General features: G+C 67.9%; 13 protein-coding genes. 12 read left to right on the forward strand and 1 reads right to left on the reverse strand.

Annotation, left to right across the window (positions count from 1 at the left end):
* Positions 1-204 precede the first annotated feature (204 nt).
* Positions 205-1,167 (reverse strand): prolyl aminopeptidase, encoded by a 963-nt coding sequence (pip, locus tag FHP25_RS22665; protein WP_147849249.1) that lies wholly within the window; start codon positions 1,165-1,167, stop codon positions 205-207.
* Between the two features lie 556 nt (positions 1,168-1,723).
* Here pip and FHP25_RS22675 point away from each other — a divergent pair.
* From FHP25_RS22675 to FHP25_RS22730, 12 genes are all read left to right on the forward strand, one after another.
* Positions 1,724-2,248 carry a protein kinase domain-containing protein gene (locus tag FHP25_RS22675; RefSeq protein ID WP_147849343.1) on the forward strand — a complete coding sequence of 175 codons (525 nt, stop codon included), beginning with the start codon at positions 1,724-1,726 and terminating at the stop codon, positions 2,246-2,248.
* 93 nt (positions 2,249-2,341) lie between these two features.
* Positions 2,342-3,367: a peptidoglycan-binding domain-containing protein gene (locus FHP25_RS22680; protein WP_147849251.1), complete on the forward strand. Its 1,026-nt coding sequence runs from the start codon at positions 2,342-2,344 to the stop codon at positions 3,365-3,367.
* 264 nt (positions 3,368-3,631) lie between these two features.
* Entirely contained in the window at positions 3,632-4,174 is a 543-nt protein-coding gene (locus FHP25_RS22685) for an RNA polymerase sigma factor (RefSeq protein WP_147849252.1), read from the forward strand.
* 73 nt (positions 4,175-4,247) lie between these two features.
* A complete protein-coding gene (locus FHP25_RS22690; RefSeq protein WP_147849253.1) occupies positions 4,248-5,204 on the forward strand; it encodes a FecR family protein in 957 nt (318 codons plus the stop codon).
* Positions 5,205-5,398: 194 nt separating this feature from the next.
* Positions 5,399-7,696: a TonB-dependent receptor domain-containing protein gene (locus FHP25_RS22695; RefSeq protein ID WP_178133707.1), complete on the forward strand. Its 2,298-nt coding sequence runs from the start codon at positions 5,399-5,401 to the stop codon at positions 7,694-7,696.
* 15 nt (positions 7,697-7,711) lie between these two features.
* Entirely contained in the window at positions 7,712-8,866 is a 1,155-nt protein-coding gene (locus FHP25_RS22700; protein ID WP_147849255.1) for a PepSY-associated TM helix domain-containing protein, read from the forward strand.
* Entirely contained in the window at positions 8,863-9,060 is a 198-nt protein-coding gene (locus FHP25_RS22705; protein WP_231712436.1) for a hypothetical protein, read from the forward strand. Before FHP25_RS22700 ends, FHP25_RS22705 begins: the two co-directional genes overlap by 4 nt.
* A gap of 326 nt (positions 9,061-9,386) precedes the next feature.
* Positions 9,387-11,351: a tRNA uridine-5-carboxymethylaminomethyl(34) synthesis enzyme MnmG gene (gene mnmG, locus FHP25_RS22710; protein WP_147849256.1), complete on the forward strand. Its 1,965-nt coding sequence runs from the start codon at positions 9,387-9,389 to the stop codon at positions 11,349-11,351.
* A 1,820-nt stretch (positions 11,352-13,171) separates the two neighbouring features.
* The gene (gene rsmG / locus FHP25_RS22715; RefSeq protein WP_147849257.1) at positions 13,172-13,798 is read left to right on the forward strand and encodes a 16S rRNA (guanine(527)-N(7))-methyltransferase RsmG; all 627 of its coding nucleotides are present in this window, start codon (positions 13,172-13,174) and stop codon (positions 13,796-13,798) included.
* A gap of 124 nt (positions 13,799-13,922) precedes the next feature.
* On the forward strand, positions 13,923-14,780 hold the full coding sequence (locus tag FHP25_RS22720; protein WP_147849258.1) for a ParA family protein: 858 nt from the start codon (positions 13,923-13,925) through the stop codon (positions 14,778-14,780).
* A 60-nt stretch (positions 14,781-14,840) separates the two neighbouring features.
* The gene (locus tag FHP25_RS22725) at positions 14,841-15,887 is read left to right on the forward strand and encodes a ParB/RepB/Spo0J family partition protein (RefSeq protein WP_147849259.1); all 1,047 of its coding nucleotides are present in this window, start codon (positions 14,841-14,843) and stop codon (positions 15,885-15,887) included.
* 70 nt (positions 15,888-15,957) lie between these two features.
* A complete protein-coding gene (locus FHP25_RS22730; RefSeq protein ID WP_147849260.1) occupies positions 15,958-17,178 on the forward strand; it encodes an adenylate/guanylate cyclase domain-containing protein in 1,221 nt (406 codons plus the stop codon).
* Positions 17,179-17,191: the final 13 nt, after the last annotated feature.

Here is a 17,191-nt window from a genome sequence, read left to right on the forward strand (position 1 = left end):
CGCGCCGCCTGCGGCGGTGGCCTGCGGCCAGCCTTGACCCGTCTTGCGCGCGGCGCTCTGCAATCTTCATGGTCGGGACGAAGGGATGGTCTGTGCCGATCAAACAAAGGGATGCTTTGTCGATGAAAGCCTCTTGACTTCCAAATGCTCATATAAGGATGACAACGAGGCTGCCCTCACGATGTGCGCTTTACGAGCCGCTCGTCATTCGCCCGGTGCGAATGCATCCAGCGCGGCACGCATCTGCGCCATCGACAGCGGCCCGCCATGTCCTTCGGCTTCCACGATGACCAGCCGGCTTGCCGGCCAGTGGCGGTGGAGATGCCAGGCCGTCGCCGCCGGCCCGCTGATGTCGCGGCGACCGTGAATCAGAACAGCGGGGATATGGCCGATCGTGCCGAGACGGCGTCGTATTTCCTTTCCGTCGTGGAGAAATCCATCGTTCGACCAGTAGTGCGTGACGAGGGTTGCGAAGACCAGGCTCTGCCGCTCGTCGAAGCGCTGGCCGATCGGCTCCCAGTTCGGATCGAGCGAGATGTGCGTTGACTCCCAGTCGTTCCAGGCGCGCGCCGCCCGCCGCCGATCCGCCACATCCATCGTGGCAAGGCGCCGGGCATAGGCGTCGACGATGCGCTCTCCATCGCGCCTGCCGGAGGCATGCTCGAGCCGTTGCCAGGCTTCGGGAAAGAAGCGCCCGACACCGTCGGTAATCCAATCGACCTCCTCGCGGCTGATCGTGGTTACGGCGACGAGAACCAGTTCCGAGATCCTGTCTGGATGGGCCTGGGCATACGCGAGCGCAAGCGTCGTTCCCCAGGACACGCCCGACACCAGCCACGCATCGATGCCGAGGTGCGTTCTGAGCGCTTCGATGTCAGCGAGCAGCGACTGTGTCGTGTTGCGGTGCAGCTCGCCCAGAGCGTCGGTGACAAGGGGGCGGCTTCGACCACATCCGCGCTGATCGATCCCGACGATGCGATACTTCTGCGGGTCGAAGTGGCGGCGATAGCTGCCCGAGCGAAGCGCGCTGCCCGGGCCGCCGTGCAGATAGAGAGCGGGCTTTCCGGCGGGATTGCCCGATGCTTCCCAATAGATCTCGTTGCCGTCGGCGACGCGGAGGAACCCGGAATCGAACGGATCGGCCTGAGGGAATAAATTCTCGGTCATGGCGTAGGCTCAATACATCAGCAGAGGTGATCCTCGACAGGGATCCCGATGCCACTGCGCAAGGTAAGGGCGATGTCAGGGGGCCACGCCATTGTCTGATCAGGGAACGCGATAATGAACGAGGAGCGGCCGGCGGCGGCGCCGATCACGACGGCATCCGATACCGGTCAGGAAGACCCGTTCGGCGGGCTGCGGCCGGGCACGCAGGTCGGCAAGTACGAGATCGTGGAGATGCTGGGCCAGGGCGGCTTCGGCATCACCTATCGCGCGCGCGACGCGCAGCTGCGCCGTGACGTGGCCATCAAGGAGTACCTGCCCACCAGCTTCGCCGTGCGCCAGGGCGGCACCACGGTGCTGCCGCGATCGACCCAGACCGCCGAGGATTTCCGCTGGGGCCGCGAGCGCTTCCTCGACGAGGCCCGCACGCTGGCGACGCTCGAGGACGCGCCGGGCATCGTCAACGTCTACGACTTCATGGAGGCCAACGGCACAGCCTACATGGTGATGGGGCTGGTGCGCGGCGAGACCGTCGAGGCGCGGCTGAAGCGACGGCCGCCTGCCGCAACCGGCCGTCGAGCAGCTCGTCTACCCGCTGCTCGACGGCCTGGAACGGGTGCATGCGGCCGGCTTCCTGCATCGCGATATCAAGCCGGCCAACATCCTGCTCGACGGCCACGGCCGGCCGACCCTGATCGATTTCGGCGCCTCGCGCGTAGCGCTGCAGGGACGCACGCAGGCGCTGACGGCCGTGTACACGCCGGGCTATGCCGCCTTCGAGCAGTCGACCTCGGCCCGGCAGGGACCGTGGACCGACATCTACGCCCTGGCCGCCACACTCTATCATTGCATCACGGGCGCGCCGCCGCCCAGCGCCATCGACCGCATGATCGATGATCGCCTCGTGCCGGCAGCGGACGCGGGCAAGGGGCGCTACGCGCCCAGCCTGCTGGCGGCGATCGATGCCGGCCTGACGCTGAAGCCCACGGAACGGCCGCAGGCGATCGCGCAATGGCGGCAGGTGTTGTCGGGGATCGCACACAGCGCCGGCCATGTATCGCCGGATGACACGCGGCGGATGTAGGCGACGCGACGGATCGGCAGTTCCACGCCGCAGGGGGCGGCGCCGGCGCAGAGCCGCAAGCGCATGCCCGTGGCCCGGATCGCGGCCGGCATCGTGGCGCTGGCCGTCGCCGTCGGCGGCGCGTGGCTGGCCTTGCGTCCGGGCGAGGACAGGACGGCGATGGAAGGCGTGCCGCCGCCACAGACGGATGACGCGCAGCGGCGTGGCGCGGACGAGCAGCGCGCGGGCCGGGAAGCGCAGGCGCGCAAGGTGGCCCAGGAGAAGGCGGCGGCCGAGGCGGCGCAGCGCCAGGCGAAAGAGCAGGCCCGGGCCGCCGCCGCCGCCAGGCAGCAGGCCGAGGCGGAGGAGGCCAAACACCGGGCGGAGGCCGAAGCGCGCGCCGCCGAGGCCCAGGCCAGGGCGGACGCGGAGCGGCAGGCCGAAGCGGCCGAGACAGCGCTGCGCCTGTCGGAGCAGGACCGCAAGCGGATCCAGGTGGCGCTTTCGTCCCTCGGCTACAGCACGCAGGGCAATGACGGCGCTTTTGGTCCGCGGACGCGCCAGATGATCGCGGCCTGGCAGAAGAGCCAGGGTGCGCTGGAAACCGGTTATCTCACGGCGGGTGAGCTGGCGGCGCTACGGCAGCAGGCGGCTTCGGCGCTGGCGCGCTACGACGATGAGCAAAGGAAGATCGAGGAGGACAAAAAGCGGGCCGATGCAGACGCCAGGCGGCAGCAGGAGGAGGACGCCCGCAAGCGCGCCGAGGAGGACCAGCGCCGGCAGGCGCCGCCGCCCGCCTCCGTCGCAGTGGCGCCACCGCCGAGCGCGGCAGCGGCCGACGGATCGTACTATGGAGAGCACTGCTCGGGCCTCAAGGGCGAGGAGGTGTCATGCCGGGCGGTCAGCGCGGTCGTGACCGGCGGCGTGGGAAGCTTTCGCTGGCGGGTCGGCCGTTGCGGCAACGGCTCGTTTGGATCGGCGACATTCAAGATCGACCCGACCGGGGCCCTGACCGGCACCGTCATGGGCTTCAACGAAAGATGCCTGCCCGGCGGCGCCCAGATCTGGGGTCAATATGCGGCCGGCCGGATCACGATCCAGAGCCGGGGCAACCTGCGCGCCACCTTGATCCGGAAATAGGCGTGTGTGGTTTACCTTCCCCCGCTTGCGGGGGAAGGTGGCGCGCAGCGCCGGATTGGGGGGTGCTTCACCGCAAATGGTGCATCCGATCGAGCATCGGCGCTGTTGCACCATCCCCCATCCGCCCTTCGGGCACCTTCCCCCGCAAGCGGGGGAAGGTAGATGACATCAGAGGTGGTTGCGAGTCGCTCGCAACAGGGGTAGCGTCGGCGGTGGTGATTCCGCGATGCCGCAGACTGGCAAAGCAGGGTCTGCGTGCCGCCGATGTCAGATTCGCATCTCAAGCTTCTTGCCGTCTTCACCGAGCAGCGCGCCGCGCTGACGCGCTTCCTTGCGCGGCGCCTGGGCAGCCGCGACACGGCCGAGGATCTTACCCAGGAGGCGTGGCTGCGCGCGTCGGGCGGCGGCGCATCGGCGGTCGTCAACCCGCGCGCCTATCTATTCCGCATCGCGGCCAATCTGGCGGTCGACCATCAGAGACGCGAGGCGCGCCAGCCACTGGCGGCCGCGGAAATCGATGCCTTGCTCGACGTGCCTGACGATGCACCGGATGCGGCTGCCATCGCGGCAGCGCGTGATGAGCTGATCATGCTGCAGCGAGCGCTCGACGAGCTGCCGCCGCGGCGGCGGGCGATCTTCCTGGCCGCGCGCCTGGGCGCGCAGACCCATCGCGAGATCGCCGACCGCCACGGCATCTCCACGCGTGCGGTCGAGATCAACCTGCAGCGCGCCCTGGAGCATTGCGCACGGCGGCTGGAAAAAAATCCGGTCCGCCGCTTCGGTCCGCGCCGCGTCGCGTCGTCTTGATAGGCGAGGAATTGCGATTGGTGCCGGCGCTGCTATTGCTGCGCGCAGCAGGTGCCGCTCGACCCGAGTTGTCATGGCCGATCACTCCCACGACAAGATTGCCGCAGAAGCTCTCCAGCGCGAGGCGCTCGCCTGGGTGGTCCGCCTCACATCCGGTGCCGCGACGCAGGCCGACGCCGATGGGCTGAAGGCCTGGCGCCGGCGTACGCCGGCGCATGACACAGCGTTCCGGGCCGCGGTGCGGCTGTGGCAGCAGGCGGGCGCGGCGGCGACATTGGCGAACGGCGTGCGGCCAAGACCGAAGTTGCCCGGCCGGCGGATGGTCATGGCAGGCGCGGCGTTGGCAGCCGGCGCTGCGGGCGTGATGCTCGCCGGCGTGCGGCTGGGCTACGTGGCGGAGCCCAGCGCGTGGCTGGCGGAGCACCGCACGGGCACCGGTGAGCAGAAGCGGGTGGTGCTGCCCGACGGCAGCGTTGCGGAGCTCAACACGCGCACCAGCCTGTCGCTGCGGTTCACACCGGCGCAGCGGGGGGTCGAGCTGCTGGACGGAGAGGCCTCGTTCGCGGTGACGAAGGACGCATCGCGGCCCTTCGTGGTGATGGCGGGTCGCGGCACGACGACGGTCACGGGCACGCTGTTCACCGTGCGCGACCAGGACGACGTCGTGCGCGTGGTCTGCGTGGAAGGATCGGTCGAGGTGCGGGCCAGGGAGACGGCGCGGCTCTCGGCGGGCGACCTTGCCACCTACGACGATCGCGGCCTGCACAGCGTGGCGCGCGCCGATGCCGCCGCGGAGACCGCGTGGCGCCGGGGCATGCTGGTGTTTCGCGGCCAGACGCTGCGCCAGGTGGTGGAAGAGATCAACCGCTACCGCCGCGGCCGGATCTGGCTGGAGAACGCGGCGGCGGCGCAGCGCAAGCTGAGCGGCGTCTTCCATCTCGACCGGCTGGACGAGGCGATCACCCACATCCAGCGCACCTTGGGCCTGCAGGCCACGCAGCTGCCCGGCGGAATCGTCTTCTTGCGCTGAAATTCAAAGAAATCGTCCGGCGGGATTCGGTCCCGCGCACTGCCGCACGTCCTTGAAAGTAAGACCTATTCGCATTTCAGAATGGGCGTGACCGTGCGTGCCTTGGGGGACTGATGCAAAGCCTGACGAGCCTGACAGGGAAATTCCGCAGAACGAACCATCAGGGGGCCAACCGGCGACAAGGTCATGTGGTCATGGCGGTGCTGGCGGCCACGTTCTTCCCGGCGGCCGGGGTGCATGCCCAACCCGCGCCAGCGTCACGCCCGACGCTCGTGGCGCAGACCCGGCCCTTCAATATCCCGGCACAGCCGCTGGATTCGGCGCTGGCGGCCTACGCTGCCGCCACCGGCGTGCAGGTGCTCTATGACAGCCGCATCACCAGCGGCCTGCGGTCAGGCGGCGTCACCGGGCCGCTGGCGCCCGAGGAAGCGCTGCGCCGGCTGGTGGCCGGCACGGGCCTGCTGGTGCGGTTCACCGGCCCGCGCGCCGCGACGCTGGAGAGGGTGCAAGCCTCGGCGCCGGATGTCACGACGCTGGCGCCGGTGACGGTCGCGGGCGAGAAGGTGCAGCGCTCGCTGCGCGACACGGCCAGCAGCGTCAGCGTTTTCGGACCGGCGGATCTGGGCCGCAAGCGCCCTGGCCTGTCGACCACCAACGACGTGATGGCGCGCATTCCCAACGTCGTGACAACCGAGTCCAACAACCTGGCGCCGGCGATCCGGGGCATCGACGGCACCGGGCCGGCCCAGGGTGTCGATGCGTTCGTCGGCGGCATCCGGCCGCGGATCACCTACACCGTGGATGGCCGGCCGCTCAGCTTCAACGAGGCGATCTTCGGCGACCTGTCGCTGTGGGACCTGGAGCGCGTCGAGGTGTTCCGCGGTCCGCAGAGCACCCTGCAGGGGCGCAATTCCATCGCCGGCGCCGTCGTGGTCAAGACCCGCGATCCCTCTCTGACCGAGACCGAGATCGGCGGCCAGGTGATCGTCGGCAACCAGAACCAGCAGCAATACTCGGCGGTCGTGTCGGCGCCGGTGGTCAAGGACGAGCTCGCGCTGCGCCTGGCCGTCGACTACAAGGCCTACGACAGCTTCGTGCACTTCCAGGGCTTCGGTGGGGCCAAGGATCCGGGCGATTACCGCTCGCTGACCGTGCGCGGCAAGGTGCTGATTCAGCCGGAAGCGCTGCCGGGGTTCTCGACCCTGATCACCGTGACCCACCAGGACTATCGCGGACCGCAGACCGACATCGTTCAGAAGCCGTATCGCGAACATATCCCGTCGACGCCGGACATGCCGGTGTTCGAGCCGACCGCGACCAGCGGGGTCATGGAGACCACGTGGAAGATCTCCGACACGCTCACCTTTCAGAACACGTTCTCGCTGGCCGATGTGAAGGTGAAGCGGCTCGTGGCCCAGTTAAGCGACGGACCGGCCTACGTGCACAGCCGCGAGATCCTGGCCGAGCCGCGGCTGCAGTTCACCGGAATGGAGGGACGCCTGAAGGGCTTCGCCGGCCTCTATTTCTTCCGCGCCAACCAGGACGACTGGCTCAACTTCAACGGCTTCAACCGGTGGGATGACCGGACGACGACGCTGGCCGCCTACGGCGAGGCGACGCTGCGGGTGTTCGGCAACCTCGACCTCACGCTGGGCGGCCGCTTCGAGCGCGAGCACCGTCGTCGCGTCGGCGGCATCCCGCCCCTGTTCGACGTGGATTTCAAAGAGACCTACAACGTGTTCCTGCCCAAGGTCGGCGTTGCCTGGCACGCCACCGACGAGCTGACCGTCGGCGCCACGATATCGCGGGGCTACAATGGCGGCGGTGCCGGCGTCAGCTTCAACGTCCCGTTCGTCAGCTACACCTACAAGCCGGAATACGTGTGGAGCTACGAGGCCTACGCGCGTGCCGAGCTGTTCGACAAGCAGCTGCAGCTGACGGGCAACGTCTTCTACTCGCGCTACAAGGACATGCAGCTGCCGTTTGCGCTGAGCCCGGTTTCGACCGAGATCCGCAATGCCAAGTCGGCCATCACCTACGGCGCCGAGCTGGGCGCGCGCTGGCTGGCGCTGCCCGGACTTGAGCTGTTCGGCGAGATCGGCCTCCTGAAGACCGAGATCCTGAAGTATCCCAACTCCGGGATCGAGGGCGAGGCGCTGCCGCGGTCGCCGGCGTTCACCGCCACGGCCGGCGCCAGCTACAAGCACAGCAGCGGCTTCGACGTCAGCGTCGATGCCCGCTACTCATCCTCGTACTATTCCAGCGCCAACGCCAACACGAGCCAGCCCAACAATCCGCGCGGCCGCGTTGATCCCTATGTCGTGGTCAACGCGCAGGCGGGCTTCACCTACGGCAATGCCCGCGTCTTTGCGTTCGTGAACAACCTGTTCGACTCGGGCAAGCCGGTGGCGGTGTGGCCGTTCGGCGCGGTCGAGGAAGCCAACATTCTGCGCCCGCGCTGGTTCGGCGTCGGCGTGCAGGCAACATTCTGATCGGCGAGGCGAGCGATGAGCCCGGGCACGATCCGCAAATGGTCTTGGGTGCACAAGTGGTCGAGCCTCGTGTGCACGGCCTTCCTGCTGCTCCTGTGCATCACGGGATTGCCGCTGATCTTCCATGAGGAGATCGAGCACCTGTTGGGCGACAAGCCCGAGCCGCCTGTCATGGCGGCCGACACGCCCAGGGCCAGCCTCGACCGGATCATCGCCGCCGGGCTGGCGCGGCGGCCCGGGCAGGTCGTGCAGTTCGTCGTGTGGGACAAGGACGAGCCCGACGTCGTGATCGTCAACATCGCCAGGACGCTGGTCGAGCCGTTCGACAAGAGTCAGGTGATGATCTTCGATGCGCGCACGGCCGAGCTGCTGATGGAGCCAGGCGGACATGTCGGCTTCATGGACATCATGCTGAGCCTGCACGTCGATCTGTTCGCGGGCCTGCCGGGCAAGCTGTTCCTCGGCCTGATGGGCCTGCTGTTCGTGGTCGCCATCATTTCCGGCGTCGTGCTCTACGCGCCGTTCATGCGCAAGCTGCCGTTCGGCACGGTGCGCAAGGACAAGGCGACGCGCACGCGATGGCTCGACTTGCATAACCTGCTGGGCGTCGTGACGGTGGGCTGGGTGCTGGTGGTCGGCGCAACCGGCGTGATCAACACCTGGGCCGATCTGCTGATCCAGCTCTGGCGCTTCGATCAGCTCGCCGACATGGTGACGCCCTATGCTGGCCAGCCGCCGGTCGGGAAGCCGGGGTCGCTCGACAAGGCGATGGTCACCGCGCATGCGGCGGCGCCCGGCATGCGGCCGAGCTTCGTCGCGTTCCCCGGCACCTTGTTCAGCAGCGGCCATCATTACATGGTGGCGATGCGCGGCGAGGCGCCGCTGACCAAGCGGCTGATCCAGCCGGTCCTGGTCGATGCCCAGACCGCGGGGCTGACCGATCTGCGCAAGATGCCGTGGTACATCACGTCGCTGCTGGTGTCGCAGCCGCTGCATTTCGGCGACTATGGCGGCCTGCCGTTGAAGATCGTGTGGGCGCTGCTCGACATCATCTCGATCGTCGTGCTGGGCAGCGGCCTGTATCTCTGGATCGCGCGCCGCGGCGTGTCGATGGATGTGCGGCTGGCCGCGCTGGCGCAGGACGATCAAGCCGTGAGGGCCGGACGATGACGATGCGCCCGCCCTCCGGGTCGACCTTGTCGTTGCAGCGCATCTTCGGCGTGCCGCTGCTGCTGGCGACCGTCACCGTCATCGGCCTGGTCTCGGCGCTGCTCGACGACGGTTTCTGGGACGCGCTTTCGTGGGCGACGCTGGCGTTGCCGATGCTCGTGGCCGCATGGGCGATCTGGTTTCGGCGGGAATAGCAAGCGGTTGTGGAAGCAGAGCGCGATACGCGCGAATATTACCGGCATTTTTCACTGCACGCGGAACGCGTGACTGAATCCTCCCCCTCCGCGGCAGGGCATTGGCATATGCCCCTACCGTCATCCCGAGCGCAGCGAGGAATCTCCCGCGAATTGGGCACCGTGCGCTTGCCGCAGAAGATCCCTCGCTGGCGCTCGGGATGACAGCGAGGTCATATGCGAATGTCCTGCCCTCCACGGGAAGATTGAAACCACAAGCTCCTGGGAAAATCTGGCACGGCCACGTCCGGCTTGACTCGGCGGGTGGGATTCCCACTCTGCGCCGCATGACGGACGGCACCCCGGTGCGGGCATCCTACGACGTGATCGTCATCGGCGGCGGCCATGCCGGCACCGAGGCGGCTGGTGCTGCCGCGCGCATGGGCGCGCGCACGCTGCTGCTGACGCATGATCCGGCGACGATCGGCGAGATGTCCTGCAACCCGGCGATCGGCGGCCTGGGCAAGGGGCACCTGGTGCGCGAGATCGACGCGCTGGACGGGGTCATGGCGCGGGCCATTGATCAGGCCGGCATCCAGTTCAGGATGCTCAACGCCAGCAAGGGGCCGGCGGTGCGCGGGCCGCGCGCGCAGGCCGATCGCGCCCTCTATCGCCAGGCCGTGCAGGCGCTGCTGGCGCAGCAGCCGGGCCTGGAGATCGGTGCCGACGCGGTCGAGGACGTGCTGCTGGACGGCGGGGGCAAGACCTGCGGCGTGCTGACGGCGTCGGGGCGGCGCATCGCCGCCGCAGCGGTGGTGGTGACCACGGGCACGTTCCTGCGCGGGCTGATCCATTGCGGCGAAGTGAAAATTCCGGCCGGGCGTGCGCGCGGGCAGCGCAGCGGCGGGGGGCCTCTGGACCTGCCCGCATCCGCCGCAGTCGCGTCGTTCGACGCGCTGGAGCCGCCCTCTTCCGGCCTGGCGGCAACCCTCGCGCGCTTCGGCTTCCGCCTGGGGCGGCTGAAGACCGGCACACCGCCGCGCCTGGACGGCCGCACGATCGATTGGGCCAGCCTGGAGGAGCAGAAGGGCGATGATCCCCCTCTTCCCTTCTCCTACGCAACGTCGGAAATCACGGTTCCGCAGATTTCTTGTTTCCTTACTTCCACGACTGCTGCGACCCACGCACTGATCCGCGCCAATCTGCATCGCGCGCCGATGTATTCGGGCCAGATCGACTCGACGGGCCCCCGCTATTGTCCTTCGGTCGAGGACAAGGTCGTGCGCTTCGGCCAGCGTGACCGGCACCAGATCTTCCTGGAGCCGGAAGGCCTGGACGACATCACCGTCTACCCCAACGGCATCTCGACCTCGCTGCCGCGTGAGGTGCAGATCGAGGTGCTGAAGACGATACCCGGTCTCGAGCGCACGGTCATGCTGCGCCCGGGATATGCGATCGAATACGACTACGTCGATCCGCGCGAGCTGTGGCCGACGCTGCAGACCCGCCGCATTCCCCGTCTGTTCCTGGCCGGCCAGATCAACGGTACGACGGGATACGAGGAGGCCGCGGCGCAGGGCATCATCGCCGGCGTCAACGCCGCCTTGCGTGCCGGCGGGTCGGCCGTCGAGGCGGACGCGGGCTTTGTGCTCGACCGTGCCGACGCCTATACCGGCGTGATGATCGACGACCTGGTGACCCAGGGCGCGCCTGAACCCTACCGTATGTTCACGTCGCGTGCGGAATATCGCCTGAAGCTGCGCACGGACAATGCCGACCAGCGGCTCACGCCGCTGGGCCTCGCGGTGGGCTGCGTCGGCAGCGCCCGCCGGATGATGCACCAGGGCAAGATGGCGGCGCTTGACTCGGCGCGCTCCCTGGCGCGGTCGCTGGCCATGAGCCCGTCCGCGCTGGCCAGGCTCGGCATCGCCGTCAACCAGGACGGTGTCGTGCGGTCCGCCGCCGACCTCCTGGCCTATCCGGGCATGTCCGTGAAGCGGTTGTCCTCCGTGTGGCCGGCGCTGGCACAGATCACAGCGTCCGTTGCCGAGCAACTCGAGATCGACGCCCTGTATGATGGCTACCTCAGCCGGCAGCAGGCCGATATCGACGCCTACCGCCGGGACGAGGCGCTGCTGTTGCCCGTCGATCTCGACTATGGGGCCATCGGCAGCCTGTCGGGGGAGATCCGGCAGAAGCTCACGGCACAACGCCCCACGACCCTGGGCCAGGCGGCGCGGATTGCCGGCGTGACGCCGGCGGCGCTGGTGGCGCTGCTCAAGCACGTGCGACGCCGCGCCCGAGCGGCTTAAAGCATTCTGCCCTGATCGGATCGACCGCGTCGCTCCGATCGCAGCGAACGGGTCCGTCTGATTGTCGGCAGCACCAGGCAATACCTGGGATTAGCTTCGCGAGGACGACGCTTCCGTCCGGTCGCGATACGCTTCAGGCCCGAGATTCGGCGCGGGTCGCACGACAAGAGGGATCCGAGCGATATCGCAGTCGCGATTGCTCCACGTGGAACAATCCAGCCCAGCGATGTTCTGCCACCCTGCCAGGCAGGAGGACAGGCAGACCGTTCCACGTGAAACTTTCTGCGGGTGTTGGCAACGTGTTGCGAGCGAGGTCGGAGGCGCGACTCGCTGATTCAACCCGAACCCGAACGAATCATCGTCTGTGATTGATACACCAGACCGCAGCGTCCGATCTCTTTGCGCTCGAAGGAAACGGGATCCGAAGCACGGACGGCGCCTGCCCTGTTTGCGACGTGTGTGACCGAATTCTCTTCTGAGAAGAGGCTCCGAGGTGGTGGCATGCACCATCGCAGCAACACCTCATGGCGAGCATACATGAACACGAAGCATTCACCGGTGCTCGTCATGAAGGTTCTTTCTCCCATCGAGCTGCGTGCGCTGGCTGTCTCTCTCCCGAACGAGCTATCGGATCCATACATCCTAAGCGTCCCATCCCTCGGAGGCGAAAGGGAATGCTCGGGCAGAATCGGCGGCTGTTCAGCAGCATCGAAGCGGTTGCAACATCCCCTTCTGGCCCTTCGGTAAGCTCAGGGCAGGCTGCTGCGCGCCATCATCTCCCTCCAGGGGAAGGGACAGCGCGCAGCGTCTCAGGTAGCGGGCGCGATGTGTGAATGCCGCAGCCCAGAGAGGAAGGAGCCCCGAAGAGCCGGATGGGGGATACCTGAACGGATTCACGGGTCTCGAATCGCACCGAATCCGTCGAAGCACTTCCCCTCCAGCGCTTCGCGCCCCCTCGCCCTCCGGGCCTACAGTATTCACACATCTTCACAGTCGCCCTCGCTGCGCTCGGGATCGCCAACCTGACCTCAGGTGTGGAACCGCGTCTTGGGCTTTGCCGGCCTACAAGTCGGGGCCACTGGCCTCGCTGCACGGCGAATCGAACGGAGCCGCGGCGCTTGCTGCCGACAATGGGAATGGTTGACGCCTCGGTGGCCCTGCGGGGCTCTCCTGCTGCCAGCCTCTGCCCGATCGACACGCCTGTCGGCAAATAAGGAGCATCCCCTATGGAACCAAGCGCGCACTTGGAGGCGGCGTGTCGATTGGGATGGCTTCGCGGGCTGTCAGCGCGATCGGCTCGGTAGCGGCAATCGCGTTTGACGGCGCGGGCTTCCGACCCCGGTCCAGAGGCGGTCCCCAACACCTTTTCATGGCGCAGTCGGATGCGATGGCAGCGTTCAGTGGGAGATCCACCTGCCCCATTGTTTCATGTGGAACACGGCGGAACTCGCCGATGTGGCGTGATCGGCCATCCAGCCTCCAATGAAAAGGAGACTGCGTGTCGGCGAACGAGCCTCGCTGTAGCGCCGTTTCACGGTTCGACTCGACGAATGCGTAGCATTCAACCGTGCGCACCATGAGGGCCCTCCTCCCCATCGGGCCGCACGCCCGCGCGCTGCCTGTCTCTCCAGGACGACGGGACCCGTGTCCCAGCCGCAATTGTCCATCGTGAGGGTCGATAGACCGGCTGCTCCATGGTGAACGCGCCCCTGCGCACGCTGGCGGCGGCTCGATTTGGCACCCAACCGTCCGGGCAGGCGAAACAGGGGTGTCGGGTGTGGTATGGAACCTCCACCCGATTGACTGTTTCATGTGGAACAATGGCGCGAGACGACATCGCTGGCGCGGTCGCCCAGCTTGGCCTGAGCCTTCCCGAAGATGTGTGGCGTGGGCTGGAGATCCATGTCGGCGCCCTTCTGAAATGGCAGCGCAGTATCAACCTTGTCTCCCGCAGCACGCTTGACGAGGTGTGGACCCGGCACGTCCTGGACAGCCTCCAGCTCCTGCCGCTGATCCCGGCCGGCGCCCGGACATTGGTCGACCTTGGCTCCGGGGCGGGCTTTCCCGGCCTTGTCGTCGCCATTGCACGTCCCGATCTGTCGGTCCGGCTCGTCGAATCGGATAATCGAAAGGCCGTGTTCCTGGGCGAGGTCGCGCGCCAGGCGGCGCCGACGACCGTCATCGTCAACAAGCGGATCGAGGCGGCAGCGCCCGATCCGGCCGACGTGATCACCGCACGGGCCCTGGCTCCTCTCCCCGAACTCCTTGATTGGGCTCACCGATTCACAATTGATCCCACTATTTGCCTTTTCCACAAGGGCAGAAGCATCGACGACGAATTGACCGATGCCGAACGGCGCTGGATGATGACCATGGACCGCGTGCCGAGTGTGACGGCGCCGGACGCCGCGATCCTGAGGGTCGCCCGCCTGCGGCCCCGACGCTGAGCGCCGCGCTACCACTGGGCGCGCGGTCCTCCTAACGATACGTGGTGCAGGTGTCCTTGCTGCCACCCAACATCAAGTGATAAGTCTCAACTGACCGAGAGTCCTTACGCGCAGCATATCCCTGATGGCCGACGCCCCCTCTTCCTCGCCTGCTTCGGCCCTGACCTCGACCGCGGCTGTGGTGCCGCCCCGGGTCTACGCCGTGGCCAATCAGAAAGGTGGCGTCGGCAAGACGACGACCGCCATCAACCTCGCCACGGCGCTGGCCGCCGTGGGGCAGAAGGTTCTGCTGGTCGACCTCGACCCGCAGGGCAATGCCTCCACCGGCCTGGGCATCGACATCGCCGACCGAACCATCGGCACCTACGAATTGTTGTGTGGTTTCGCGCAGCTGCCGCAAGCGATTGCGGCAACGCGCATTCCCAACCTCGAGATCGTGCCGGCCAACGTCAATCTCGCCGGCGCCGAGCTGGAGCTGATCGACCTCGAGAAGCGTGAGTTCCGGTTGCGGGATGCGCTGGAGGGCAAGCAGTCCCATTGGGATGTCATCCTGATCGACTGCCCGCCCTCCCTGGGGCTGCTCACCATCAACTCCCTGGTTGCCGCCGAAGCCGTCCTTGTTCCTTTGCAGTGCGAATTCTTCGCTCTCGAGGGTTTGGGTCAGCTCACGCGCACCATCGAGCGCGCGCGGCGCGCCCTCAATCCGAAGCTCTACATCGCGGGTGTGATCCTGACGATGATGGACCGCCGCAACACGCTGGCGCAGCAGGTCGAGCGTGACGTGCGAGGGCATTTCGCCGATGTGGTGTTCGGCACCACGATACCGCGCAATGTCCGGGTGTCCGAAGCGCCGTCCCATGGCCTGCCCGTCCTTCTCTATGACCATACCTGCACCGGCTCCCAGGCCTACATCCTGCTTGCCAGCGAATTGCTGCACCGCCGCCGCCACGGCGTGCCGCCGCGGCCACAGGCAGCGGCATAGTTCTTCAACCCGAACGCGTAGAGCGCGATAGCGACCGGCGTACGCGATGAGACGTCCATCATGACCAAGGAACCCAAGCATCGCGGACTGGGCCGCGGGCTGGCCGCCCTGCTGGGCGACGACGTGCAGGCGGCGCCGCCACCGGGCGCATCGCCGGCAAGCGCGCCTGCGGCCGGCACGCCTGCGCCAGCGAGCCCGCCGGCAGCGCCGGTTGCAACGTCGGCGGGAACCACCACCGTTCCCATCACCTGGCTGAAGGCGAGCCGCTATCAGCCCCGCACCGTGTTCGATCCGGCGCATATTACGCAGCTCGCGGACAGCATCCGGGCGCACGGGCTTGTACAACCTTTGCTTGTGCGCCCCGTTACCGACGCGCCCAACCGCTACGAGATCGTCGCCGGCGAGCGACGCTGGCGGGCGGCGCAGCAGGCGCAGCTCCATGACGTCCCGGTGGTGGTCCGCGCGCTGGACGATCGCGAGGTCCTCGAGATCGCGCTGATCGAGAACGTGCAGCGCGCCGACCTGACGCCGATCGAGGAGGCGCGCGCCTATCGCCGCCTGGTCGACGAGTTCAGCCATACGCAGGAGCAGCTCGCCGCGACCATTGGCAAGAGCCGGGCCCATGTCGCCAACCTGCTGCGGCTGCTGGACCTGCCGGCGCCGGTGCAGGCGCATGTCGAGCAGGGTCGCCTCGACATGGGCCATGCGCGGGCGCTGATCGGGACGCCCGACCCGGTGTTCCTGGCCGACTACGTCATCAACAAGAAGCTCACCGCGCGCCGCGCCGAGCAGCTGGCCGCCGACGCCAAGGAGGCGCGCAAATCAGGCTGGGACGGTCGCGGCCTGCCGCCGGCCTGGGCCGAGCCGGCGGCAGGCGATGCGGCGGGCACGCCGCGCGCCGGCAAGGCGCCGGCAGCCGAGGCGATGCCGAACGCCAAGGCCAAGACGGCCGAGACCCGCGGGCTGGAAAGGTCCATCGAGGAGGCGCTGGGGCTGAAGGTGTCGATCGATGTCACCGGCCCTCGCGAGGAGGCGCGGCTGACCATCTGGATGGACAATTTCGACCAGATGGACGACGTGGTCGAGCGCCTGACGCGCCGGCGATAGGTCTCGCACGGGCCGAGGGCCGGCGCGCCGGTGGTGAGCGCCGGAAGCGGTGGCGTGCTAGCATGCGGCCATGCCCGAGGCGCCGTCTCTGCCCTTCCTCCAGGCCTGGCTGATCGCCGAGAGCCTGCGCGGCTGCGGCGACACCGCGCTGATGCAGGGCTTCTGCGAGCGTCTGCTGGCCCAGGGCGTGCCGGTGTTCCGCGTCTTCGTCGGTTCCGACGTGCTGCACCCGACGCTGGCGGCGCGCACGCTGCGCTGGCGTCGCGGCAGCACGCTGGTCGATACCGACGTGGTGCGCGGCGACGGCACGGACACCGCCGAAGCGTGGCGGACCAGCCCGTTCTTCGCGATGATCGAGCAGGGAAGCTCGGAGCTGCGCGTGACGCTGGACGATCCGGCCAGGATCGAACGCTTCCCCGTCCTGCCCGACCTGAAGCAGGAAGGCGGCACCGACTACCTGGCGCTCATGGTGCCGTTCGGCGGCATGCTGCGCTTCGGCCAGGTCGAGGAGATCTACGCGTCCTTCGCGACCGACCGCGCGGGCGGCTTCCGCGACCAGGACATCGCGACGCTGCGCGACGTGATCCCGGCCCTGGCGCTGGCGCTGCATGCCCAGCGGCTGGGCATCGCCAGCCGCACCCTGCTCGACACCTACCTGGGCTGCGACGCCGCCGAGCGGGTGCTGGCCGGCAACATCGTGCGCGGCCAGGCCGAGGCGATCCATGCCGTGATCTGGTCGAGCGACCTGAGCGACTTCACGCGCGTGGCCGACGAGATCCCGCCGGGCGCGATGCTGGCGATGCTCAACGCCTATGCCGAGATCGTGGTCGATGCCATCACGACCCAAGGTGGCGACGTGCTGAAGTTCATCGGCGACGGCATCCTGGCGATCTTCCGCGACGAGGATCCGCACGGCGCCTGCGGCCGGGCTCTGGACGCAGCGCGCGCCATGCTGGCGAAGGTCGACGCGCTGAAGGTCCGGCGCCGCGCCGACGGCCTGCCGGTGACCAACGTGACCCTGGCGCTGCATGTCGGCGAGGTGCTGTACGGCAATTTCGGCAGCGCCACGCGGCTCGACTTCACGGTGCTCGGTCCGGCGGTCAACGAGACGGCGCGCATCGCGGCGCTGAGCCGCTCGCTCGACCAGCGGGTGATCGTCTCGCAGGCGTTCGCGATCGAAGCCGGTCCGCGCCGGCGCGAGCTGGTGTCGCTGGGCCGCTATGCACTGCGCGGCGTCGCGCGCCCGCAGGAGTTGTACACGTTCGATGTCGAGGCCGTCGCGGTGGCGTGACGACGGTCTCGCT

The organism is Vineibacter terrae, from assembly GCF_008039615.1.
GTDB classification, from domain to species: Bacteria; Pseudomonadota; Alphaproteobacteria; order Reyranellales; family Reyranellaceae; genus Vineibacter; species Vineibacter terrae.

What these genes read in the sequence shown, in the direction of transcription:
- rsmG (WP_147849257.1), top strand. Translation starts at nt 13,172, where the DNA reads ATGGCGCGAGACGACATCGCTGGCGCGGTCGCCCAGCTTGGCCTGAGC.
- FHP25_RS22725 (WP_147849259.1), top strand. Translation starts at nt 14,841, where the DNA reads ATGACCAAGGAACCCAAGCATCGCGGACTGGGCCGCGGGCTGGCCGCC.
- FHP25_RS22685 (WP_147849252.1), top strand. Translation starts at nt 3,632, where the DNA reads ATGTCAGATTCGCATCTCAAGCTTCTTGCCGTCTTCACCGAGCAGCGC.
- FHP25_RS22720 (WP_147849258.1), top strand. Translation starts at nt 13,923, where the DNA reads ATGGCCGACGCCCCCTCTTCCTCGCCTGCTTCGGCCCTGACCTCGACC.
- FHP25_RS22705 (WP_231712436.1), top strand. Translation starts at nt 8,863, where the DNA reads ATGACGATGCGCCCGCCCTCCGGGTCGACCTTGTCGTTGCAGCGCATC.
- FHP25_RS22695 (WP_178133707.1), top strand. Translation starts at nt 5,399, where the DNA reads ATGGCGGTGCTGGCGGCCACGTTCTTCCCGGCGGCCGGGGTGCATGCC.
- pip (WP_147849249.1), bottom strand. Translation starts at nt 1,167, where the DNA reads ATGACCGAGAATTTATTCCCTCAGGCCGATCCGTTCGATTCCGGGTTC.
- mnmG (WP_147849256.1), top strand. Translation starts at nt 9,387, where the DNA reads ATGACGGACGGCACCCCGGTGCGGGCATCCTACGACGTGATCGTCATC.
- FHP25_RS22730 (WP_147849260.1), top strand. Translation starts at nt 15,958, where the DNA reads ATGCCCGAGGCGCCGTCTCTGCCCTTCCTCCAGGCCTGGCTGATCGCC.
- FHP25_RS22690 (WP_147849253.1), top strand. Translation starts at nt 4,248, where the DNA reads ATGGCCGATCACTCCCACGACAAGATTGCCGCAGAAGCTCTCCAGCGC.
- FHP25_RS22700 (WP_147849255.1), top strand. Translation starts at nt 7,712, where the DNA reads ATGAGCCCGGGCACGATCCGCAAATGGTCTTGGGTGCACAAGTGGTCG.